Origin of the sequence: Bradyrhizobium sp. 21 (assembly GCF_023073335.1) — a bacterium.
Classification (GTDB): Bacteria; Pseudomonadota; Alphaproteobacteria; order Rhizobiales; family Xanthobacteraceae; genus Bradyrhizobium.
In genome coordinates this window covers 75690-98549 of sequence record NZ_JADPJG010000015.1, presented here as the reverse complement: position 1 = coordinate 98549, position 22860 = coordinate 75690, and the positions used below count along the sequence as shown (strand labels likewise).

The 22860-nt window shown below is 63.1% G+C and carries 17 protein-coding genes and 1 tRNA gene; 8 read left to right on the top strand and 10 right to left on the bottom strand.

Annotated features, from left to right (window positions below; translation table 11 throughout):
- Positions 1-120 precede the first annotated feature (120 nt).
- A complete protein-coding gene (locus IVB31_RS16565) occupies positions 121-1695 on the bottom strand; it encodes an amidase family protein (protein WP_247324055.1) in 1575 nt (524 codons plus the stop codon).
- 256 nt (positions 1696-1951) lie between these two features.
- On the opposite strand from IVB31_RS16565, the gene IVB31_RS16560 reads away from it, so the two are divergent.
- From IVB31_RS16560 to IVB31_RS16550, 3 genes are all read left to right on the top strand, one after another.
- On the top strand, positions 1952-2770 hold the full coding sequence (locus tag IVB31_RS16560; protein WP_247324054.1) for a uracil-DNA glycosylase: 819 nt from the start codon (positions 1952-1954) through the stop codon (positions 2768-2770).
- Complete coding sequence (locus IVB31_RS16555; RefSeq protein ID WP_247324053.1) at positions 2767-4377, top strand: amidohydrolase family protein; 1611 nt, start codon at positions 2767-2769, stop codon at positions 4375-4377. The genes IVB31_RS16560 and IVB31_RS16555 overlap by 4 nt, the downstream gene beginning before the upstream one ends.
- Positions 4378-4828: 451 nt before the next feature.
- Positions 4829-8461 (top strand): hypothetical protein, encoded by a 3633-nt coding sequence (locus IVB31_RS16550; RefSeq protein WP_247324052.1) that lies wholly within the window; start codon positions 4829-4831, stop codon positions 8459-8461.
- Between the two features lie 277 nt (positions 8462-8738).
- Here the strand turns inward: IVB31_RS16550 and IVB31_RS16545 are convergent, their stop codons facing one another.
- The 4 genes from IVB31_RS16545 to IVB31_RS16530 form a co-directional block, all read right to left on the bottom strand.
- The gene (locus IVB31_RS16545; protein ID WP_276576611.1) at positions 8739-9782 is read right to left on the bottom strand and encodes a glycosyltransferase family 1 protein; all 1044 of its coding nucleotides are present in this window, start codon (positions 9780-9782) and stop codon (positions 8739-8741) included.
- Positions 9782-10651 carry a UDP-2,3-diacylglucosamine diphosphatase gene (locus tag IVB31_RS16540; RefSeq protein WP_247324778.1) on the bottom strand — a complete coding sequence of 290 codons (870 nt, stop codon included), beginning with the start codon at positions 10649-10651 and terminating at the stop codon, positions 9782-9784. The genes IVB31_RS16545 and IVB31_RS16540 overlap by 1 nt, the downstream gene beginning before the upstream one ends.
- Before the next feature lie 239 nt (positions 10652-10890).
- On the bottom strand, positions 10891-11550 hold the full coding sequence (locus tag IVB31_RS16535) for a DedA family protein (RefSeq protein WP_247324051.1): 660 nt from the start codon (positions 11548-11550) through the stop codon (positions 10891-10893).
- 10 nt (positions 11551-11560) lie between these two features.
- Positions 11561-12139, bottom strand: a complete 579-nt coding sequence (locus tag IVB31_RS16530) for an rRNA adenine N-6-methyltransferase family protein (RefSeq protein ID WP_247324776.1) — start codon at positions 12137-12139, stop codon at positions 11561-11563.
- A gap of 285 nt (positions 12140-12424) precedes the next feature.
- On the opposite strand from IVB31_RS16530, the gene IVB31_RS16525 reads away from it, so the two are divergent.
- Positions 12425-13099, top strand: coding sequence for a response regulator transcription factor (locus tag IVB31_RS16525; RefSeq protein WP_247324050.1), 675 nt, complete (start codon positions 12425-12427; stop codon positions 13097-13099).
- Positions 13096-14484 (top strand): HAMP domain-containing sensor histidine kinase, encoded by a 1389-nt coding sequence (locus tag IVB31_RS16520; protein ID WP_247324049.1) that lies wholly within the window; start codon positions 13096-13098, stop codon positions 14482-14484. Before IVB31_RS16525 ends, IVB31_RS16520 begins: the two co-directional genes overlap by 4 nt.
- A 288-nt stretch (positions 14485-14772) precedes the next feature.
- On the opposite strand, the gene IVB31_RS16515 is transcribed toward IVB31_RS16520, so the two are convergent.
- A tRNA-Ser gene (locus tag IVB31_RS16515) sits at positions 14773-14862 on the bottom strand.
- Positions 14863-15058: 196 nt separating this feature from the next.
- Here IVB31_RS16515 and IVB31_RS16510 point away from each other — a divergent pair.
- Complete coding sequence (locus tag IVB31_RS16510; protein ID WP_247324774.1) at positions 15059-15400, top strand: hypothetical protein; 342 nt, start codon at positions 15059-15061, stop codon at positions 15398-15400.
- 39 nt (positions 15401-15439) lie between these two features.
- Here the strand turns inward: IVB31_RS16510 and IVB31_RS16505 are convergent, their stop codons facing one another.
- The 3 genes from IVB31_RS16505 to IVB31_RS16495 all read right to left on the bottom strand — a co-directional run bounded on the left by IVB31_RS16505 (position 15440) and on the right by IVB31_RS16495 (position 19451).
- On the bottom strand, positions 15440-16903 hold the full coding sequence (locus tag IVB31_RS16505; protein ID WP_247324048.1) for a trehalose-6-phosphate synthase: 1464 nt from the start codon (positions 16901-16903) through the stop codon (positions 15440-15442).
- A 228-nt stretch (positions 16904-17131) separates the two neighbouring features.
- A complete protein-coding gene (gene otsB, locus IVB31_RS16500; RefSeq protein WP_247324045.1) occupies positions 17132-17962 on the bottom strand; it encodes a trehalose-phosphatase in 831 nt (276 codons plus the stop codon).
- Between the two features lie 4 nt (positions 17963-17966).
- A complete protein-coding gene (locus tag IVB31_RS16495; RefSeq protein ID WP_247324040.1) occupies positions 17967-19451 on the bottom strand; it encodes an MFS transporter in 1485 nt (494 codons plus the stop codon).
- Between the two features lie 184 nt (positions 19452-19635).
- On the opposite strand from IVB31_RS16495, the gene IVB31_RS16490 reads away from it, so the two are divergent.
- A complete protein-coding gene (locus IVB31_RS16490) occupies positions 19636-20022 on the top strand; it encodes a DUF3175 domain-containing protein (protein ID WP_247324038.1) in 387 nt (128 codons plus the stop codon).
- 3 nt (positions 20023-20025) lie between these two features.
- On the opposite strand, the gene IVB31_RS16485 is transcribed toward IVB31_RS16490, so the two are convergent.
- The gene (locus tag IVB31_RS16485) at positions 20026-22065 is read right to left on the bottom strand and encodes a HAMP domain-containing methyl-accepting chemotaxis protein (RefSeq protein WP_247324036.1); all 2040 of its coding nucleotides are present in this window, start codon (positions 22063-22065) and stop codon (positions 20026-20028) included.
- A 229-nt stretch (positions 22066-22294) separates the two neighbouring features.
- Here IVB31_RS16485 and IVB31_RS16480 point away from each other — a divergent pair, with 229 nt between their 5' ends.
- Positions 22295-22780, top strand: a complete 486-nt coding sequence (locus tag IVB31_RS16480; RefSeq protein ID WP_247324035.1) for a (2Fe-2S)-binding protein — start codon at positions 22295-22297, stop codon at positions 22778-22780.
- The last annotated feature ends 80 nt before the right edge of the window (positions 22781-22860 follow it).

Genomic DNA, 22860 nt, shown 5'->3' with positions numbered 1-22860 from the left:
AACGGTTATTGGTGAATTGGCTAAAATTCGAGGTGATTTGGATTAATGAAGTTTTGCACAGCGGCTGGTTGGCGACCTTCCCCCCTTCTGCAAGGGGAGAAGGGGAATCATCGCGCGCTATCAGCCCATCTGTTCCCACAGCCGATGGACGAGCACGCCGGCCCGCGTCTCGATTGCGGCCGCCGCATCAAGCGCGAGGTCCTCGCGATACCGCCCCGCGATGAGCTGCACGCCGATCGGCTTACCATCGTGGAGCATCACCGGCACCACCGCGCCGGGCAGGCCGAGCACGTTGATCGCGGAGATGAAGCGGATCTCACCCCAGAAGATCTCGCGCACCCGCTCGGGGCTGACGGTGTCCTCGCGCGGGCCCGGCGTCGGCTTCACCGTGGTCGGCGCCAGCACCACCGGATAGTCCTCGAAGAACAATTGCCAGGCCCGGATGTGGCCGTTGCGCGCGGCCACCGCCTGCATCCAGGTCTTGAGATCGAGCACATTGGCCTTGGCCCTCATGCCGCCCCAGGCCTTGTGGAAGTCCTCCGAGGTCACCTTCAGCATGGCTTCCTCCTGCATCACCATCGTCTCGTTGGTGATGATGTCGCACCAGGTCTGCCAGACGCCATCGATGTCGGGGACCTCGACCTCGCTGACACGATAGCCCGAACGCTCCAAGTGATCGGCGGCTTGGCGCAGCGCCGCGCTGACCGACGGATCGACGTCCATATCTCCAGGAATTTTTGCCAGCGCGACCTTGATCGGGCCCTTCGGCTTGAGCCCGGCCAGCGGCGCGGGCACCCACCAGGGATCGCGCGGATCGCGCTGGCTCATCACCTCCAGCGCAAGACGGACGTCAGCGACGTGGCGGGCGAGCGGCCCTTGCGCCGACATCAGATGCGCCAGCATCGGCCGCTCGGCGGTTGCGCTTGCGTTGAATGCCGGAATACGCCCCTGCGTCGGCTTGATGGTCGCAACGCCGTTGCAATGCGCTGGCCAGCGCAACGAGCCGCCGATGTCGTTGCCATGAGCGACGGTGCCGATGCCGGCGGCGACCGCCGAACCTGCGCCGCCCGAGGAGCCGCCGCAGGTGATGTTCGGATCCCAGGGGTTGAGCGTCAACCCGTGCAAGGGATTGTCGGTGAAGCCGCGGAAGGAGAATTCCGGCGTGTTGGTGAGGCCGATGACGATCGCGCCGGCCTTCTTCAGATTGCGCACCACCGGGGAATCCGACGGCGCGACGAGGGCCTTGTTGGCGGGAACGCCATTGAAATTCGGACGGCCTTCGTAGTCGACATTCTCTTTGATCGTGATCGGTACGCCATGCAGGAGGCCGAGCTCGCCGCCCTTCGCGCGCTGCTTGTCGGCGGCATGCGCCGCAGCCAACGCCTCCTCCGAGAGATCGACGACGACGGCGTTCAGCCTCGGATTGACGGCGCGCATCCGCTCGAGATGCGCCTCGACGGTTTCGACCGCGGAGATGGCGCCGGAGCGGATTGCGGCTGCGGTCTCGACCGCCGACCATTGCCAGGCCGGCCCTTTGGGGCGACGTGGTGCGGACGATTTGCGCCGAGCGGCCTTCTTGACAGTCCTGGCTGCGGCCTTCGCGACCACGCTCTTGCGAACGGTGCCTTTCTTGGCAGAGGTTTTCGCTGTCTTCCTTGAAGCGCTTTTGTTCTTGGTTGCCGTCTTCTTCGCCACGTCGCATCTCCTGAAATTGCGCCGCGGAGGTTATGGAGGTCACGCGACCGTGTACAGGCGCGATTCTGCATGGCGCGCTGTCGCAACGCTCTGTCACGGCCCGAATACGAAGCGAAAGATCCTCGTGAACCTTTCGGTCTTCTCCCTTGACCCATAGATTGGTTGAACCACACGAAAAACTACCGCTAAGATTGCCGCATTGCGATCAGGTTTTTTGACGCAGCTATTTTGACAGCAACAAATCGGAGCATTTGCCATGCTCGTGGAATTCGACAGCGGATACGACCAGCAGCCATTTCGCGATCTGTGCGCCAACTACCCCGGCGCCGAGGCCTACGACCCACACGACTTCCGGATCGAATGGGGCCCGATCTTTCACCGCGGCCGTCTCGACGGATCGGCACGTGTGCTCGTCGTCGGCCAGGATCCCGCCCAGCACGAGACGATCGTGCGCAGGATTCTCGTCGGCACCGCAGGCCGCCGGACGCAAGGTTTCCTGGCGAAGCTCGGCATCAACAGGAGCTACGTGATGGTGAACACGTTCCTGTACAGCGTCTACGGACAGAGCGGCGGCTCCAAGCACAAGAACGAGCCCGGCATCGTCGACTATCGCAACACATGGTTCAAGGCCGTGCTCGGGCCCGGCAGCATCGAGGCCGTCGTCTCGCTAGGCGGCCTCGCGGACGAGGCTTGGAAAGCATGGCTCAAGACCCCCGACGGCGCAGCGTCCAGGCCCCTCGCGTATCAGCACATTCCTCATCCGACCTGGCCGGAAAGCTCCGCCCCTGATTCCGCCACGCGGATTGCCAATACCAAGATCATGCTGACCAAGTGGAATGCCGCTCTCGCCGCTCTTGCGCCGCAGATCGCGCATCCCGACGTGCCGACGACACTCGTGCCATATGGCGACGCCTTCAAGCCTGCCGAGCTCGTCGACATCATTGCGAAGGATCTTCCGGCGGGGCTGCCGGCGTGGATGCGCGGCGATGCGGCATGGGCCGTACGTCAAGGCGCCGACGCGGCGGCCAAGCGACGCACGATCACGATCACGATCCCCGATGGGGTGATTCCATGAGTCCGGCTGCAGGCCCGAAGCGATGGGCGCTGACCGGGCGAATCGTGACGATGGCCGCCGAGGGCGACGTGATCGAGAACGGGACGATCTTCATCGAAGACAATCGCATCGCCGGCATAGCGCCCAAGGGACAGCCGGCTCCGGCGGGTTTCGAGGCCGTTCAGGCGATCAAGACCGGCGGCAGCATCTACCCGGGCCTGATCGAGCTGCATAACCATTTGAGCTACAACATCCTGCCGCTCTGGCGCGTGCCGCAGGCGTTCGGAAATCGCGATCAGTGGCAGAACGCGAAATCTTACAAGACGTCCGTGACCGGCCCCATGAGCGCAATAGCTCTCGCTGACGACGGCTCGCTGCTGCCGGCGCTGGTTCGTTATGTCGAAGCCAAATGCCTGGTTGCGGGAACGACGACGAGCCAGGGGATCACGCTATCAAACTGGAGCGGAACGATCCACAAATACTACAAGGGGGCGTTGCGCGCTGCCGAGATCGGCAGCCCTCCCGATCTTCCGCGGGCGCACTCGAAAATCCCCGACATAGACGCCAAAGATTGGGCGAAGTTCAACAAGGAGCTGAAATCGTCGGCATGCTTCCTGCTGCACCTCAGCGAAGGCATCGACACCAAGGCGCATAGCCACTTTCTCGCCTTGCGCAATGCCGCAGGCGATTGGGCGATCGAGCCGTCGCTCGCCGGCATCCATTGCACGGCGCTGGAGGCGACCGATTTCGGAACGATGGCCCAGCACCAGGCCAAGGTCGTCTGGTCTCCGCTGAGCAATCTGTTGCTCTATGGGAAAACCACGGACGTTGCCGCTGCGCGTACAGCCGGCCTCACCATCGCGCTTGGCTCGGACTGGTCGCCGTCCGGCAGCAAGAACCTGCTGGGAGAACTAAAAGCGGCAAAGGTCGTGTCCGCGCATTTCGGCCTCGGATTCAGCGACTACGAGATCGTCTCGATGGCGACCCGCAATCCAGCCGCGATCCTGAAGTGGGATGGCAAGCTGGGAACGATCGCCGCGGGCAAGTTCGCCGACCTTCTGGTCGTCAAAGGGAGCGCTGACGATCCCTATGGTCACCTGATCGGCTCCCGCGAGCAGGATATCGTCCTGGTCACGATCGGCGGACGGCCGCGCTACGGAACAAAGAAGGCGATGCAACAGGCTGGGGCAAGCGGCGAGGCTCTCGACATCGGCAGCAGCGCGCGGCTCATCGATTTCACGTCGCCCGACCAGGATCCGGGGATCGAGAAGATCAGTTTGGCGGAGGCGACGACCCGGTTGAGCGCCGCGCTCGGCAAGCTCGGCACGCTCCAGCAGCACAGCGTCACCATGACGGCTGCGATCGCCAGCGGAACGGTATCACGAACCGGATGGCGTCTCGCGCTGGATGAGCAGTTCGGCAACAATGTCGAACTGCGTCCGCGGCTTGACTATAACGGCAGCCCTACCGGACCCGATTTGCGCGCCGTGGCGGCCGCCGCCGAGCCGCTGCACCCGATCAAGCTCGATGCCCTCACTGTCGTGGACGATCGCGCCTTTCTGGAAACGCTGACGAGCGAGCCCAATCTTCCGCAAGGATTAGCCACAGCGATCGCCGCTTTCTACTAGACGCCGACATTCCATAGTCATGCCCTTTACCCGGCGGGGCACGCCGCGACAGCACCGGTTCCGACATCCAAGCCGGCCGCTCTTGCCGGTTCTGCAAACCTGCAATCCCGGCGACCGAGAGGACATCCGCGACGTCTATGTCGGCCACACCGCCCTCCTGCCCGCCCGAGCACGCGCGTTCATCAAGCTACGCGCGAAAGGCACGCGTCTGCGATGTTGACAGGGAAGTCATATGTCGGTCGCACGGCCACCGTTACGTCACAAATGAGGGTTCCAAATCGTCATCAGCAAGGGCGACGCGACCGACGCGAATGCACTCGCGTGCCGTCGCATAGGAGGGAATTTTTTCGGCTGCTTGACAGACACTTTCCGCTCACGCAGTTTCTAGTTGAAAAGCCGTCACACGATTTTGCTTAGTTTGATTTTCCAAACACGATCGTGGAGCATTCTCATGACGGCTATTCCTCCCGCCAGTGGCATCACCCTCCACGATGGCGACACAATGGATGTCAGTGGCGGCGCTTCCGTCGATAGCACGACGATCCAGGCGGGCGGCTCACAGAGGGTCGGCGGATCATCCGCAACCAGCACGGCAACCCATACTGTCATCGATGGCGGAGAACAGGACGTCGTCTTTGATGGCGTCGCCAGCTATACAACCATCAATGCAGGCGGCGTCCAGCGTGTAACTGGCCAATATGTTCATGAAGGCCCAACCCCCGGCGAGGTTGATCACACCACGATCAATAGCGGCAGCGAACAGGACATCGACACCGGCACCGCAACGGTGACGACCGTCAATTCCGGCGGCGTGCAGAACGTGACGAACGGTGGCAGCGCCAGCGGCACGATCGTCAATGCCGGCGGTGTTCTCAAGGTTTCCGGTGAAGCTGTAGAAACGGCGCCCGTGTATCCGGAACCGGTTATCCAAAGCGTCGCGACCGCTGCAACCGTCAACTATCAGGGCGAATTCGACGTCACCGGCGGCGGGACTGCAAGGAACGCTACGGTCAATGGCGGCGTCATGACGGTCTCAGGATCCATACCGGATCCATTCGCCAATGTTCCCGGCCAGCCGGCCGTCGATGTCAGCATGGCGACCGGCACGACCGTTGAAGGTTTTGGAACCCTGACGGTGTCCAACGGAGCATTGGTTTCCGGCACCATACTCCAAAACTTCGGCACGTTGGATGTGAAGGCAGGTGGCACAGCAACCGGAACCACGATCGATTACGGGACGATGGAGCTGGCTGCCGGCGCGACGGCGATCAATACAACCGTCAATCAATATGGCGTTTTCATTGTGCGGGGTAACGCCAACGTTTCTGGGACGGTATTCAACGCCGGCAGCACCTTCGAGATCGGCGACGGCACGATTGAAAGCGGATTTGCCGTCGCAAACGGTGTGACCTTGGCCGTTTTGGACGGCGGTGTCCTCAATAACAGCATTGTCTCCGCAGGCGGAACGCTCATCCTTGATGCTGGCGCAACGTTCTCCAATACGACCTTCCAGAGCGGCGCAACTTTCATTGTCGGCTATGGCTACACGGAAAACGGCTTCACGGTGTCGAGTGGCATCATGTTTGAGGTCCTCGGCACGGCCACGAACACGACAATATCGGCGGGTGGCAAGCAAATCGTCGGTCACTTCGACGAAGGAGGCGTCGCCAGCAACACGGTCATCAACGGCGGCGAGCAGGACGTCGGGCTCAGCTCCACCGCGAGCTTCACCACGATCAACATGGGCGGCGTTCAGCGTGTCACCGGCATTTATTTACACGATGAGCCGGGTCCAGGGCGAGCCGATCACACCACCGTCAACAATGGCGGCGAGCAGGACGTCGATACCGGCATCGTCACGTCAACCACCATCAATGCCGGCGGTGTCCAGAATCTTACCAACGGGGGCATTGCCAGCGGCACCATCGTTAAATCAGGCGGTGTCATCAATGCTTCGGGAGAGACTGTCTATCATTCCCCCGGGGGCCAATTCGCCACGATCATCAGAAGCGAATTCGATTCAGCTGTTGTCGGCAGCGGCGGCCAATTGCACCTGTCCGGCGCGGGGATCGCCAAGAACGCCATCATCAATGGCGGCGTGATGACGGTTTCTGGATCAATCGCGGATCCTCTGACCGATGATCCAAGCGCACCTGCGGTCGACGCCAGCGCGGCGAGCGGAACGATCCTCAATTCAGGAAGCCTTTCCGTCTCGGACGGCGGCATCATCACCTCCACGACTCTCAACGGCGGCACGCTCGACGTGCTCAATCAGGGCACCGCGAACGCTTCGACAATTCATCTGGGCGCCACGGAGCTCGTCGAGGCCGGAGGGATCGTCGGCGCGACCACGATCGCCGGCGGCACGCTCGACCTCAAGGCGGGCGCGGTTTCCGACGACGCGATCACCTTCTCCGGCCAAGGCATACTCGAGATCGAACAGAAACTGGTGTCGGGCCCATCGGCCTTCGCAAGCCAGATCAAAGGCATTGCGCTCGGTGACTCCATCGATCTTTCCGGGCTGTCTTATGCGAGCGGCGCAACGGCGACGGTATCTGGTTCGAAGCTCACGGTGAGCAACGGCTTGGCCAGCGAGACCTTCACACTGGCGGATACTTCGATCACGCGGTTCGGTATCGCGAAAGACAGCTCCGGCGGCATTCTGCTGACGGCCGCAGCCCTACCGACAATCACCGGGGCCCTATCGGGACAAACGACCAGAAACGAAGCTGCGATCAATCCATTCGCGACCGTAACGATCACGGATCCAAACCCGGCAGCAACGGATAGTCTCATCATCACGCTCGCGGGCGCGGCTGGCATCCTGTCCGGAACGGGATTGGTCTCGCTTGGAAACGGAACCTGCGAACTGTTCGCGACCAGCGCTGCCAACTTGACCGCCGAGCTGCACGCCCTCACCTTTGTAGCCTCGCCGCACGGAGACGGGAGCGCGACGACCACGTTCACTCTGAGCGACACGAGCAGTGTCGGCTTGACCGTCAGCGATGCCAGCACTTCCGTCATCGACACGCATCAAGCCGCGTCTACGACGATCGACGGCCCGGCATCCGGTTATGCGACCATTCAGGGCACCGCGGGCAATGACATCATCCACGCCTATGGCATGTTCAATATCATCCACGGCAATGGCGGGAACGACACGATCTACGCCGGATTATATGGCACGGTTGATGTGTCGAGCGGCGACGGCACCGTCCATCTTCAGGGGATCGTCAACCACGTAACGGGCGGCGACGGCAACAGCACGGTGACGGGATCGACGGGCGCCACCACGATTGAGCTCGGCAATGGCAACGACACCATCGACGCCAGCGGATATGGGAACATCATCACGCTGGGCAACGGCAATGATCTTGTCCACCCTGGTGAGGGCGCGAGCCGCGTCACGGCGGGCAACGGCAACGACCACGTGAATTTATCCGGATATGGCAACACAGTCACGCTTGGGACTGGCAATGATGTCGTCACGGGCGGAGATGGCACCAACAGCATCACGCTCGGCGACGGCAACAACATTGTTGACCTCGGCGGGATGGGCAACCAGATCACGGTCGGTTCCGGAACAAACACGATCATCGCCGGCAGCGGATTGGACAACATCGTCGCTGGCGCGGGCCACGATACGATCACACTTGGCGGAATTGCCAATCACGTGGTGCTCAACGGGTCCGAGGCAAGTGTGACAAACCAAATCGGCCAAGACGTCATTACGATCAATGGCGGGTCAGATCAGTTCAACTTTGTCGGATTTGGCAGTCACGCCACCATCAATGGCGCGGCCCATGTCAACATCAGCGATCACAGCACGGGCCTGACCGTTTTGATCAATTCGGGCAGCCAGATCGATACGATCTCCGGATTCGGAAGTGATGCGCTCGGCGTCGTTGCCCTAGCGAATGGCGTAGGCAATTACCACTCCGTCGCCGAGATCATGAGCGCGCTAAAGAGCGACGGACACGGCGGGACCGTGCTTGCGCTGGGGAGTGGTGATCACGCGGGCTCCATCGACTTCGTTGACGCCGCGATCAGCCAGTTGCACGCATCGAACTTTATGATCGCTTGAAGCTCAGCTCTGACGTGCCAGCTCCTAGCAGGCCGCCGGAGGCGCTTCCGACGCCCACCACATCCTCTGGACCAATTCGCGGGTAGTTAAGATTCGGAGAAAATTCTGGCTGGCGGAGAGAGTGTCAGTCAACCCCCATTGAAAGATCAAGCATTTTCGACGTTCCTGGGCCAAAACCCACCGCTTGGGCTACGGCCTGAAACGGCATTTCGTCGCCGGCCAACAATATCGTCGAGCGGGACTATCGAGGACCGAATCGTCAAGCCCAAGGATGACGTCAACACGTGTTCGCGAGCAACGGCCGCGCAGCTCTGGCCAGCACGCCGTGCGCCCGTCTGGTGTTGTCGAGGAACTGCCGCACGCTCTCGCGCCAGGTGAAGGTCAAGGCGTAGGCCCGGCATTCTTCACGCCGCACCCGTAGTGCAGCCAGCGCCGCACGGCGCAGATCGAGGTCGAGACAGCCGCAGCCCGACTTGCCGATGACGTCGAGCGGTCCCATCACCGGAAATGCCGCGACCGGCAAACCGCACGCCAACGCCTCGAGGATCACCATCCCGAACGTATCGGTCCGGCTTGGGAAGACGAAGACATCGGCCGAGGCGTAGACATCGGCAAGCGCTTTCCCGGTCCGCGTGCCGAGAAAGTGTGTCTGCGGAAATCGCGATTGCAGGCTGGCGCGCGACGGCCCGTCCCCGACCACGACCTTTGAACCCGGCAATTCGAGGTTGAGGAAGGCATCGAGGTTCTTCTCGACCGCGATGCGGCCGACATACAGGAACACCGGCGCCGGGAAGGCAAGCGGCCGCTCGGTGAGGGGACGGAACAGCTCGGCATCGACGCCGCGCGACCACAGCATCAGGTTACGGAAGCCACGCACCTTGAGCGACCGCTCCAGCGTCGGTGAGCCAACCATGGTGCCGTCACCGCTGTTGTGGAAGCGGCGCAAGGCCGCATAGCTCCACTTCAGCGGCACCGGCAGCCGCGCCGCCAGATATTCGGGAAAGCGGGTGTGATAGCTAGTCGTGAACGGATAGCCGCGCGTCTGGCAGACATAGCGCGTGACCCACCCGATCGGCCCTTCGGTCGCAATGTGCACCGAGTCCGGGCGTATCCTTTTGATCGCGCGATCGATCCGCCCGGCCGAGGCCAGCGCAAGGCGGATCTCCCGGTAGCCGGGCAGCGGCACGGTGCGAAAATCGCTCGGCATGAGGAAGTCGATTTCAGCGCCGAACGAGGGTGCTTCGCTGGCGAGATATTCCAGCGAGCGAACCACGCCGTTGACCTGCGGACGCCAGGCATCGGTTGCCACCAGCACGCGCATCAGGCGACCGCCTTCGCGAACGGCACCACGCTCGCCTCGCCGGACATCCGGTGTGGCCGCGCCTCGGTCCACCTGATAATCTCGAACCGGCCGTCATGGTGCTCGACGACGGCCGTGCAGGATTCAACCCAGTCTCCGGTGTTGATGTAGCGAATGCCGAAATCGTCATGCATCGCTGCATGGTGGATGTGGCCGCAAATCACGCCCTGCGCATCGTGGCGCCTTGCTTCCGACGACAGCACCTCCTCGAACCGGCCAATGTGGTTGACCGCATTCTTTACCCGCAACTTCGCCCAGGACGAGAACGACCAATAGGCAAGCCCAAACCGGCTCCGGATCCTGTTCAGCCAGACGTTGGAAGCGAGCGCTGTGCGGTAGCCAAAGTCGCCGAGGAGGGCGAGCCATCGGGCGTGACGCACGACGAGATCGAAATGATCACCATGGACGACCAGGTAGTCGCGGCCATCGATCCCGCGGTGGATCGCATGCTCGACCACTTCGACGCCGCCGAAGGTCGAGCCGACATAATCGCGCACGAACTCATCGTGATTGCCGGCCACGTAGACCATCCGCTTGCCTCTCCGCGCGAGTTCCACGAGCTCCTGCACGACCGCGTTGTGCGCGCTTGGCCAGTACCAGCTCGACCTCAGGTACCAGCCGTCAACGATGTCGCCGACCAGGAACAAGGTTTCAGCGTCATGATGGCGAAGAAAGTCGATCAACTGATCGGCCTGGCATCCCCTGGTGCCAAGATGGACATCGGAAATGAATAGGCTCCTGACCTTGATGACATCGCGCGGCGAAGGGCGAGCCTCGTCGATACGCTGCGCCGGCCGGTTGCCGTTGCTGCTCTCGCGGAGGAACGCCATCGCCGCGGCTTCCGCCAATCCTGCCACGGCTTTCGTCACATCACGATTGGCCCGTCGCCGGAAGATCGAGCGATGCCAATAGACGCCGACGGCAAAAACGAGCAGCGCGAGTTGGGCGCCACGATGCCGTCCGTCGGACGCCGCCACACCGAACTGAAGGCTGGAGAGCACGGTCAGTACCGCGGCCAAGAGATGCTCGAGGGCGTGGGAGCCGGGCCTGAAACGGGACAACAGCGCTCTCATGCAACCTCCTCGGCAGGCCTAGGGGCGGCGATGGCGCGTGCTCGTGTGAGGCAAGGCCGCGCGATCGACCGCTTGTAGAAGCGAAGCCCCAGGATGATCGCGACCTCCACGGCGATGAGGATGGCCACCACCCAGAAGCCGATGCCGACGGGATCGTGGCTGCTGCCGCGCAGCGCGTAGCCAAGGCTGAGGAACGGCATGTTCCAGATCACGGTGCCGATTGCCGTGGCGGCGACGAATGCCCGCGGCTCCAGCCGCAGAACGCCGGCCGGCAAGGCCAGATAGATCCGCACAGTCGGCAGGGTTTGGCCGATCAGCGTCACCCAGAAATGGTTGCCGCGATAGGCGTCGGTCAGCTGTCGATACAGCGAGGGCCGCAGCAGCACGTATTTTCCGTATGCCGTCACCAGCCCTTCGATGCGCTGGGAGCCGAGCGCCCGCCCGAGCCCGTACCAGCCGAGCGCCCCGATCACAGATCCGACGCTCGTTGCCATGATGGTCATGGCGAGCATCGAGCCGTCAGAAACCGTCAGGCCGAGGAGCATCAGCAGGACATAAGACGGAAACAGCGGGATGAACTTCTCGGCCACCGCCAGGCAACCAATGCCCAGCAGGCCGAAATGGAGAAACATTGTAATCGTGCTCGACGTGTCCATGGTGCCTCGATCAAACGTGGGATTGGCGGCGGCTGATCCGGAACACCGAGGCCGGCGGCAGATTGCGAAAGGTCTGCCCGATGCAGCTTGCCTGCAGACCAAGATGATCCAGGATCGCATCAGCGACAGGACAGCGCGGGCCATAGGTGATCTGGTAGAACGCACCGTCCGGGCGGAGATAGAAGAACGCACCGCCGAGGATCGAAAGCACCTTCTCCGGCGGCATCGTGAGCAGCCCGAGCCCGCTGACGACGGCACCGACCGGCGCACCCTCGAACAGCTTTTCCTTGTGCAGCCAGGCTGCATCCATCCACAGCACTCGTGCTCCGGGGAAGCGGCGCTGAAGCAGCGGGATGAAATCGGAGCCGTATTCGACCAGCGTCAGGTCCTGTTGCCTGACGCCGCGATCGAGCAACGCGCGGGTAAATGCGCCAGTGCCGGGACCGAGCTCGATGACAGGGCCGGTCTCGGCCGTGATCTCCTGCGCCATCAGCGCCGACGCGGCGGGCCCCGACGGCGCAACCGCGGCGACACGCAGCGGATCGCGAATCCACGCGCGGAAGAACGGCAGGATGTCAGCGGCCGACATGCTGGATCTCCCGGACGATGAAAGCGCGGCCGGATCCGCGACGATGGTTGGGTAACGAGGCCATTCACGTGTCCTTCTTGCAGGTGTCCGGCGCAGCAGGATGATCAAGCCAAGTCCGACCGGTGGCCTTCAGTCTCACGCGAACATTGCCCTAGTCTGTCGCGAATGCGTGTCTTGGAAAAATCACCCGCGGCGTTTTCGTCTGATGGCCGCAAGGTTGCCGCAATGAATTGGACGTAAAGTTGGCAGACGCGATGAAGAGCGGGTGCGAGGAAAAGATTGCGGATGCGGATTCTGTTGGTGGAGGACCAGCCGGAAATGGTCACGGCGCTGCGTGCAGCGCTCGCGCGCCATGACATGCTCGTCGATCATGCCCCGGATCTGTCCGAGGCCGAGGTGATCGCCGCTGAAGGCAATTACGACGCGATCGTGCTCGATCGCCGGCTGCCGGACGGCGACGGCCTGTCACTGATTGCGAAGTTGCGCGAGAGCGGCAATGCGGTGCCGGTGCTGGTGCTCACCGCCCGCGGCGAGCTTGCAGACCGGGTGTCCGGCCTCGACAGCGGCGCGGACGATTATCTTGCGAAGCCATTTGCGTTCGAGGAATTGCTGGCACGGTTGCGGGCGCTGTTGCGCCGTCCTGCCAATGTGCAGAACGATGTCGCGCGGATCGGCCGCATGTCGTTCGACTTTGGCCATCGCGAGGCGAGTGTCGACGGACGGCCACTCGACATGCCGCGTCGCGAATTGCTGTTGCTTGAGGCGCTCGCCCATCGCATGGGGCGCATGGTGCAGCGCGCCGCACTGATGGAGGCGGTTTACGGTCTCGACGACGAGGTTCAGCCCAACGCGCTGGACACGCATGCGTCGCGCTTGCGCCGCCGGCTCACGGAGTCCAACGCCGGCGTGACGATCAACGGCGTTCGTGGCCTCGGCTATGTGTTGCGGGAGATCCCATGAGCGCGCTCCGACCGCGGTCCCTCGCCTGGCGCCTGGTTGGTCGGCTGGCGGGCTTGCAGGCGATCATGCTGACGCTGCTGATCCTGCTGATCGGGCTCGCCGCGATCGTGCTGTTGCAGGCCGGACTTTTGCTCGACGACTATGAAGGCAGCACCCTCGATGCGCTGAGGGACGCCATTGCGCGCGACGTCGCGGGCGGATTGTCGCTGCGCCAAACGCCCGAATTGTCGGCCCTTCGATCCGAACACGCCGACCTCTGGTTCGTGATCCGCGACGCCGACGGCCACAAGCTCGCCGAAGGCGCGGTGCCGCCACAATTCGCGCCGATCGCATCCGCGCTCGATCATGTGAGCGACGCGCGGCTCAGATGGAATGCGGCGGAAGCCTCGCCGCCGTCGGCGCTGGTCAAATGGGTCGATAGCGCCGCCGGACGGGTCCAGATCCTGACCGGAACATACGGTCAGCTCTCGGTGTGGCGGGCGCTGGCAGGCACGCCGGTGTTGTTCCTGAACGTGATTCTCCCGATCATCGTCCTGATGACGCTGGCCACGCTGGTCGCGACACCCTTCGTGGTGCGCCGGACCATGAAGGGACTTGGGCAGGCTGCGGCGCAGGCCGAGCGGATCGACATCGACCGGCGCGGCGTGCAGTTGCCGCTCGACGAGGTACCGATCGAGATCATCCCGCTCGTCAAGGCCATCAATGACGCGCTCGTCCGCCTCGACAAGGGCTATGAGCGCCACCGCCGCTTCCTCGCCGATGCTGCGCACGAGCTCAGGACCCCGATCGCAATTCTTTCAACACGGGTGTCTTCGCTTGAGGCCGGACCGGAGAAGACGCTTCTGTTCGAGGACGCCACCCGCCTCAGCGTCATGGCCGGCCAGCTTCTGGATCTGCAACGCCTCGACCAGGGAACTGACGCGTTCGCTGCCGTCGACCTCGTTGGCGTCGCCCGGCGGGTGGTCCTCGATCTGGCACCGCTGGCCTTCGCAGCGAGCTATGAAATGTCCTTCGAACACGAGGATGAAACCGTTGTCGTGGCAGGCGACCAGACCTCGCTCGAACGTGCCCTTACAAATCTGGTGCAAAACGCCCTCGATCACGGGCGGCGGCGCGGCACGATCCTGGTTCGGGTGACGAATGATGGCCGCATCGAAATCTGCGACGACGGCGATGGCATCCCGATCGAGGAGCGCGAGCAAATCTTCGAGCCGTTCCATCGGCTGCATCAGGGCGGACGCGGCGCGGGCCTCGGCCTCGATCTGGTGCAGAACATCATGCGGCTGCACGGCGGTCACATTGAAGTCGATCAGGCACCGTCCGGCGGCGCTTGCATGCGAATGGTGTTTCCGGCGGCCGGGGTCCCTCTCACCTTTGCGACCTAGTAGTGATCGTCAGTCTGCAATCTGCTTCGCCATGCGACCCAGCTTTTTCATGGTTCGGGCCATCAGGCGTCTTCCCGCCCGAGAATGCGCGTCAGCGTGACATTCTCATCGGCGAATTGGGCCTTGTGCCTGTCGGAAATCAAACGCGCGCATGCAGGTGACGGAGTCTGCCAAGAAATGGCGTAGGCAAAATCCGACCAAGATGACATGTTGGCTGATGTGCGTAACAGGGCCCGATTGCGCACAAAATAGTTCAAAAGCGTAGTTTGGCGTACAAAATCGCGCTAATGGCGGAGAGAGTGGGATTCGAACCCACGGTACGGTTTCCCGCACACACGCTTTCCAAGCGTGCGCCTTAAGCCACTCGGCCATCTCTCCGGAGCGCCCTCTCTTGAAGGGGCGCCGATGATTTTGCAAGGGATCGCGGGGAAATCGGGTGAATTTTCCGTAAGCCGTTGTATTTCATAGACAATATCTGATGTGACATTGGCGGCTGGAACCGCTCACCGGCTGAACCGGCGGCGGGTTTGCGGCGACGATTCACTGGAGACCGTCAGCCATGACCGGGGACACCATGACCATCCGCAACACCATCGCCGCGCTGGGCCTGATTTCGGCCGCTGCCGCCGCCTGCGCCGGGCCGGCCGCCGCGCAGGTCTGCACCCGGCAAGGGGTCGATGTCAGCTGTGACGACGGACGGCGCGGACTGCTTTCGGGAGATGCCATCCTCTGGCCGGACGGGACGCGCTCGAGCGCCTCGCCGCATCCGAGCGTAATCATCGGCAACAAGAGCGCGGTGCATGTCGGACCGGGCGTGTTCGTCGGCCAGGGCAAGGGCATCGTGCCGATGGACGATCCCAATGCCCCGAACAAGCGGCGTTGCGCAATTTTGGAGGGCGTGTCGTATTGTTATTGATGTCGCCTCCCCCCGCAACAACGGGGCGAGGAGACTGGGCTAGATCAACCGCACACCCGAGATCGCCGACTTCAGCCAGCGCAATGCCTGCGGTGGTTGCGCTGCGAGCGGGGCGACCGCGGCCTTCTCGGTCCGGCACTTCTCCAGCTCCGCGACGAAATCGGCCGCCCATTGCTGGATGGTGTGGCCACGCAGCTTCTTCATCATCGCTTCCCACCGCATCTTGCGCTCGATCAGCGGCATCGCGGCCGCGACCGCGATCGCGCGCGCCATGCCGTCGATGTCGTGCGGATTGACCAGTAGCGCGGTGTCGAGCTCGTTGGCAGCGCCGGCGAATTTCGACAGCACCAGCACGCCCGGATCGGCCGGGTTCTGCGCGGCGACATATTCTTTGGCGACCAGGTTCATACCGTCGTGCAACGGCGTCACCACGCCGACCAGCGCGGTGCGGTAGAGGCCCGCGAGCACGGCCTGACTGAAGCCCTTGTTCAGGTAGCGGATCGGCGTCCAATCGACCTCGCCATGGCGGCCATTGACGTCGGTGACGAGGCGCGCGACCTCGTTCTGAAGATTGCCATAGGCCTCGATCGCGCCGCGCGAGGGGTTGGCGATCTGGAGCAGCGAGATGCTGCGTGTAAACTGCGGATGCTCGGTCCAGAGCCGGTCGAACGCGCTAATGCGGTTGACGAGCCCCTTGGAATAGTCGAGCCGGTCGACGCCGATCGCGAGCCGCTCGCCGTTGAGGCTGCGGCGCAGCCGCGAAACGTCCGGATGCGAGACCGATTTTGCGGCATATTGTGCGAATTTCTCCGCATCGATACCGATCGGAAACACCTCGCATCGGGTGCGGCCATGCTGCGAACTCACGACGCCGTCTTCGACGGTGAGGCTGAGTTCGCCGCCGGCATAGCCGAGGAAATTCTGTCGATCCTCCTCGGTCTGGAAGCCGAGCAGATCGTAGGCCAGCATCGCCGTGATCAGCTCGCGGTGATTGGGCACGCCCTGCATCACCGCGGCGACGGGCCAAGGCGTGTGCAGGAAGAAGCCGATAGGATCGTCGACGCCGAGATCGCGCAGCTCCGCGCCGAGCGCGAGGAAATGATAATCCTGCACCCAGAACGCCGTTTTGTCTTTGCGGAAGCGCATCAAGGCCCGCGCCATGAAGGCGTTGACCTCGCGATAGCTGACATAGTCATCACGCGAGACGCGGATCAGATCGCTGCGGGAATGCAGGGCCGGCCAGAGTGCCGAATTGGCAAAACCTTCGTAATAGCCGCCGTAATGCGCCGCCGGGAGATCCAGCGTTGCAATCGCACCCGAACCCAGCGCTTCGATCTCGGCGAACGGCTCTTTCTGATGGCCATCACGCACGCGACCCGAGGAACCCACCCAGATCGCACCCGAATGTTCCACCACCGGCAACAATGCCGCAGCGAGGCCGCCCGTCATGGGCTCGTTGGGTTTGCCGCGCGCAACACGATTCGAAACGACGACTAAATTCACAGGTCGTCCCCTCCTGTTTCATTCCACCCCATTTAACTGCCGTTCATCAATATGGTTCCTGATCATCATTTCAACGAATTGAAACCAAAATCGGGCATGCGCGTTGGAACCAGTTTCCCTTACGGAACCGGGCATTTCACTGAATCAAGTCGATTCGAGCTGTATTGCAGCGTGAATTGCGCGCAGCGGAACTACGCGCGCGGAACGCCGCTGCCAGATGGGGCTGCCTTAGTCCAGCCTTGTGTCGTCGAGCAGCCGCGCAAGGAACGCGCGCACATCGTTCGGCGCATCGAAATGGCCGTTGACACCGACGGCTCGGCGGCCGACCGAGAAGGAGAGTCCGTTCATGTCGGGCATGATCGCGAACACGGTTTCGTCGGTGACGTCATCGCCGATGAAGATCGGGCGACGGCCTTTGAACGGCTCGTGCTTCATCAGCTCACGCACGCCAGTCGCCTTGGTGAAACCGGAATGCTTGATCTCGCAAACGAACTTGCCGGGCAAGACCTCGATCGGCGCATTGGGGATATCGGCGCGGATCAAGGAGACGGCTTCGTAGATCGCCTTCTCTGCATGTGGTGCGAGACGGTAATGCAGCGCCAGCGAATAGCCCTTGTCCTCGAGCAGAATGCCGGGGCTGAGCTTGGCGATCGCGGCCAGCCGCCGCTTCAGCTCCTTGTCCATCGGCGGCGCGTGCACGTCGTCGGCCTCATTGCCGATGGACAGGCGCATCTCCGCGCCGTGGCCGGCGACGGCACGAAAGACATCGGGCGCGAAAATCAGGTCGATGTCGTTGAGCGAACGCCCACTGACCATCGCCAGCGCACCCGACGTGCGCTCCGTCAGCCGGTTGAGCGTGTCCGACAGACCTGGCGGCACCCACACCTCGCGCGGCGTCGGCATCAGATCGAGCAGCGTACCGTCGATGTCGAGCAGGATCGCGGTTTCATGAAGATGCGGGACCAGCGCATGCGGGACCGGCACCGCGTCCGGCGCCTCATTGTCGTTGCGCGTGGTTCGTTCGTCGACCATCGGCATTTCCGCCAGTTCTGATTTCATCAGCTTACTCCATAGAGGCAAGTGGCCGTGCAATTTCTTCGAGCGATTTGCGTTCCGCCGAGACGGCATAGCGCCACGCCACGACCGCGGCCGCGATCATGAGTGCCGCCCCGAGCAAATAGCCGGCGAACACGCTGGTGCGTGATCCCGTATCGATCAGCGCGCCAAACAGCGCCGGACCTGCGACGCCCCCGATGCCGGTGCCGACCGCGTAGAACACCGCGATCGCCAGCGCACGGACCTCCAGGGGAAACGTCTCGCTGACGGTGAGATAGGCCGCGCTCGCGGCGGGCGAGGCAAAGAAGAAGATCACCATCCAGGCGATGGTCTGCCCCTGTGCGCTCAGCGCGCCGATCGAGAACAGATAGCCGGACAGCGCCAGCAGCAGCCCCGACACGCCATAGGTGAACATGATCATGGTGCGGCGGCCGAGCGTATCGAACAGGCGGCCGAGCAATAGCGGACCGAGGAAATTGCCGGCGGCGAACGGCAGGAGGTACCAGCCGACATGATCGGCACTGATGCCGTAGAAATCGGTCAACACCAGCGCGAAGGTGAAGAAGATTGCATTGTAGAAAAAGGCCTGCGCAATCATCAGCACCAGCCCGACCATCGCGCGCGCGCGATAGGTAACGAACAGCGTATGGACGACCTCTCTGATCGGCGTGTGATCGCGCATCTTCAGGCGCATCTTGGGGAAGCGTCGGTCGCCCGCATCCTGGTCGTGCCCAATCACCGAGCGCTCGATCTCGTCGACGATGGCGTGGGCCTGGTCGGGACGGCCGTGGATCATCAGCCAACGCGGACTTTCCGGAATCCACATCCGCATCAAGAGCACGACGAGGCCGATGGCGGCGCCGATGAGATAGGCCAGGCGCCAGCCGAGGTCGGGGCCGATCACCGCGGGATCGAGCAGCACGATGGCTGCGACCGCGCCCATCGCCGCACCGATCCAGAAGCTGCCGTTGATGACGAGATCAGTCCAGCCGCGATAGCGCGCCGGCACCAATTCCTGGATGGTGGAGTTGATCGCGGTGTATTCGCCGCCGATGCCGGCGCCGGTAAGGAAGCGAAACAGCGCGTAGCTCGCGATGCCCCATGACAGGGCGGTCGCGGCCGTCGCGGAGAGATAGAGCGCGAGCGTGATGAAGAACAGCTTCTTGCGGCCGATCCGGTCGGTGAGCCAGCCGAAGCCGAGCGCGCCGAGAACGGCGCCGGCAAGATAGGCCGAGTTGGCGATGCCGAGATCGAGATTGGAGAAGTGCAGCGTCGGGCTCTGCTTCAGCGCGCCCGAGAGCGCGCCGGCCAGCGTCACCTCGAGCCCGTCGAGGATCCAGGTGATGCCGAGCGCCAGCACGACACGGGTGTGGAAACCGCTCCATGGCAGTGCATCGAGCCGCGCGGGAATGCTGGTCTCGACGATACGCTCGCTCGCGACCGCCGGGATCTCGGATCCATAGTTCAGCGCTGTGTTCTGCTGTAATTCCATCGCGATGTTGCATCTCGCCAATGAAAGCAGCCCCGGTTCACGTGACGTGTGGACGGGGGCGTTCCGATCATGGGGGTGCGGCAATAGGCCTGCCACCTGCGACAACGTCTCCGGCAAGGGCAGGTTCCCGCAGGAACGGCGCATGGGGTCGTCCGTTTCCGATTGAGCCGCAAGGAGTTAACGCATGGCTCATGTCAGAAAGACGACACATTCGCGCAAAGCCGGGACGCGGAAAACCGCGCGTCGGAAGACCAGCCCGAGACGCAGTACGGCGGCGCGCAAAGGCACCAAGCGCGCCAAGTCAAACCGCTGGTCGCAGCGCGTGACGAAGGGAAGCGACGCCCTCGACCTCAAGCAAGGCGTATTCAAGCTGACCAGCGCGAAGAAGATCGCGGCCTCGCTGAAGCGCTCGGCTGAACTCAGCTCGCGGCGCAAGACCGGCGCCTACCGCTCAGCGCTGTCGATGCTGACGTTCTACATCAATCGCGCCGGCAAGACGCTGCCGCAGACGCAACGCGCGCGGCTTGAGCGCGCGAAGGTGGAATTGAAGAGAGTGTTCGGGCGGAAGTGATCGTTACGCCGCCCGGATATTTCCCATGAAGCGGTCGAGCTCGGCGCGCAGGCGGGTGCTTTCGGATGACAGCGTCTTGGCCGAATGCAGCACCTCTTCGGAGGCCGAGCCGGTCTCGGCGGCGCCGCGGTTGACCTGACCGATATCGGTGGCGGCAGTCTGGGTGCCCTGCGCGACGGTCTGGACGCTGCGCGCGATTTCCTGGGTCGCCGCGCCCTGCTGCTCGACTGCGCTCGCGATCGACGTGGAGATCGACGAGATCTGGCCGATGGTCGCGCCGATCTCCTTGATCGCCGCAACCGATTCGGCGGTGGCGCCCTGCATGCCGGTGATGTGCGAGGAGATTTCGTCAGTGGCCTTCGCGGTCTGGCTCGCGAGCGACTTCACTTCGCTGGCCACCACGGCGAAGCCGCGGCCGGCTTCACCGGCGCGTGCCGCCTCGATGGTGGCATTGAGCGCCAGAAGATTGGTCTGCTCGGCAATCGCCGTGATGAGCTTGACGACTTCGCCGATCTGCTGGGCGGCATGCGAGAGCTTGCCGATGCGGCCGTCGGTCTCCTTGGCCTGCACGACTGCAGCCTCAGCGATTCGGCTGGAATCCCGGACCTGGCGGCCGATCTCCTCGACCGAGGCCGAGAGTTCTTCGGTCGCGGTCGCCACCGATTGCATGTTGCTGGAGGCCTGCTCGGAGACATCGGCGACCTGGCTGGACAGGCTCTGCGTGGTCTCGGCGGTGCGGGTCAGCGTGGAGGCTGCCGATTCCAGCTGCACGGCGGAGGCCGAAACGTTGGAGACGATGGCACCGACCGCGCTCTCGAAATCGTCGGCAAAGCGAATCAGCTCGGAGCGGCGGGCGGCGCTCGCTTCCTTGTTCTGGGCCTCGTTGGCGGCGGCGTCGCGCTCGGCCTTGGCCACGGCCTGCACCTTGAACTCCTCGACCGCGCCGGCCATCTCGCCGACCTCGTCCTTGCGCCCCAGGCCCGGCAGCACGACCTCAAAATTGCCCGAGGCAAGTTCGCGCATCGCCTTGCACATCGCGATCATCGGACGCGAGATGCCGGTACCGAGCAGGAAGGCGAGGACCGCCCCCAACAGCGTGCCACCGACGGCCAGCATCAACACCAGTTGCTCGGTCTTCCCGATGGTCGCTTCCGATTCAGACTCCAGCCGCTGCTGTTCGGCAACGAGGTCCGCCTTCATGGCGGTGGCGCCCTGGAGGATCGCTCCCGCCGAGCCGCCCATTTCGGTGACGAGCTCGTCGACCGTCTTGGCGTTGGCAATTAGCTTCTCCAGCGCTTCGCGATAGGCCCCTAACAGCCCCCTCGCGTCCTTCAGGCCCGCGACGATCTTGTCGTCCATGGAATAGACCGCATTGAGCGAGTTCTCGACGAATTTCAGCCGCGCCAGCGCGCTGGTCGCAATCGCCTGGTCGGACGTCAGAACGAAATTGGTCGCCGCCGCGCTCGCGGTCTGGAACTGGGCGTTGACCTGCTTGGTGCCGAACTCGATCGACTGGGCCTCGGCGTCAGAGGCGTTGTTGCCGATGTCGTCGAGCTTGTATTTCAGCAGGTTGGCGTTGCGCGTGAGCTGATTCTGCACCAGCAACGCGCTGTCACGCTTGGCCTGGAGGACTTTTGCGAAGGTCGCGGAGAAGTTGGAATACTCCTTGGCGAGCTTGTTGAGGCTCTCCTGGCGCGCCGGCTTCTTGGCGCTCTTGACAGCCTGGTCGATGGCGTTCTTCAGGCCGGTCTCGGTGTCCAGCGCCGCCTTGGCGTCGTCCTCCTTGCCGGTGACGACAAAATATTTGACGGCCGAACGATAGGCCAGCAGTTCGCGGTCGATGTTGCGGGCGAGATCGGCCTCGGTGACGCTGGTGCGGTAGGACCCGACCCCGGACGAGACCCGCTCGAAGCCAAAATAGGAGAAGGCCATGCTGCCGGCGGAGATCACCAGCACGGCGGCAAAACCCAGGATGATCTTGGCGCGGAACTTGAGGGTCGGCATTATTGTGCGCTTCGACGACGACGCGATACGCCCGGACATTCCCACCCCCATTTTTCATTCAGCCGCGATCCGGTGGCGCCCCGCCCCCAGACCTCGCTGCGCAAAACTAGGGCACAATGGATAAGGGGCGGTAAATTCGGCGTGCTCATGCCATTTCCCGCTCTGTCGGCCAAAAGCCGACCGGGGCGCCCAAAATCCTAGTTGCAAAGTCCGGGGGCGCTGTCTCTAATTAGAAATAATCAAAATCAATCCCCGGGAGGACTTCACCGTGTCTACAGTCAAACTGACAGTGAACGGCAAGGCCGTTGCTGTCGACGTCGAGGACCGCACGCTGCTGGTCCAGCTGCTGCGTGAAAACCTCAACCTCACCGGAACCCATGTCGGCTGCGACACCAGCCAATGCGGCGCCTGCGTCGTCCATATGGACGGCAAGGCGGTGAAATCCTGTACCATGCTGGCGGGCCAGGCCGACGGCGCCAACATCACCACGATCGAAGGTATCGCCAAGGGCGACGAGCTGCACCCAATGCAGGCCGCCTTCCGTGACAATCACGGCCTGCAGTGCGGCTATTGCACGCCGGGCATGATCATGTCGGCGATCGACATCGTGCATCGCTACGGTGGCCAGCTCGACGAAACCACCGTCCGTCACGAGCTCGAAGGCAATATCTGCCGCTGCACCGGCTACCACAACATCGTCAAGGCCGTGCTGGACGCAGCCGGTCGCATGAAGGTCTCGCAGGCGGCCGAGTAAAGCGGCGCGCCCGAAATAAGAACCACCACTGCTGCTTTCGAGGGAAAGCGCGGTCAAGATAATTCCGGTCGGGAGGACCA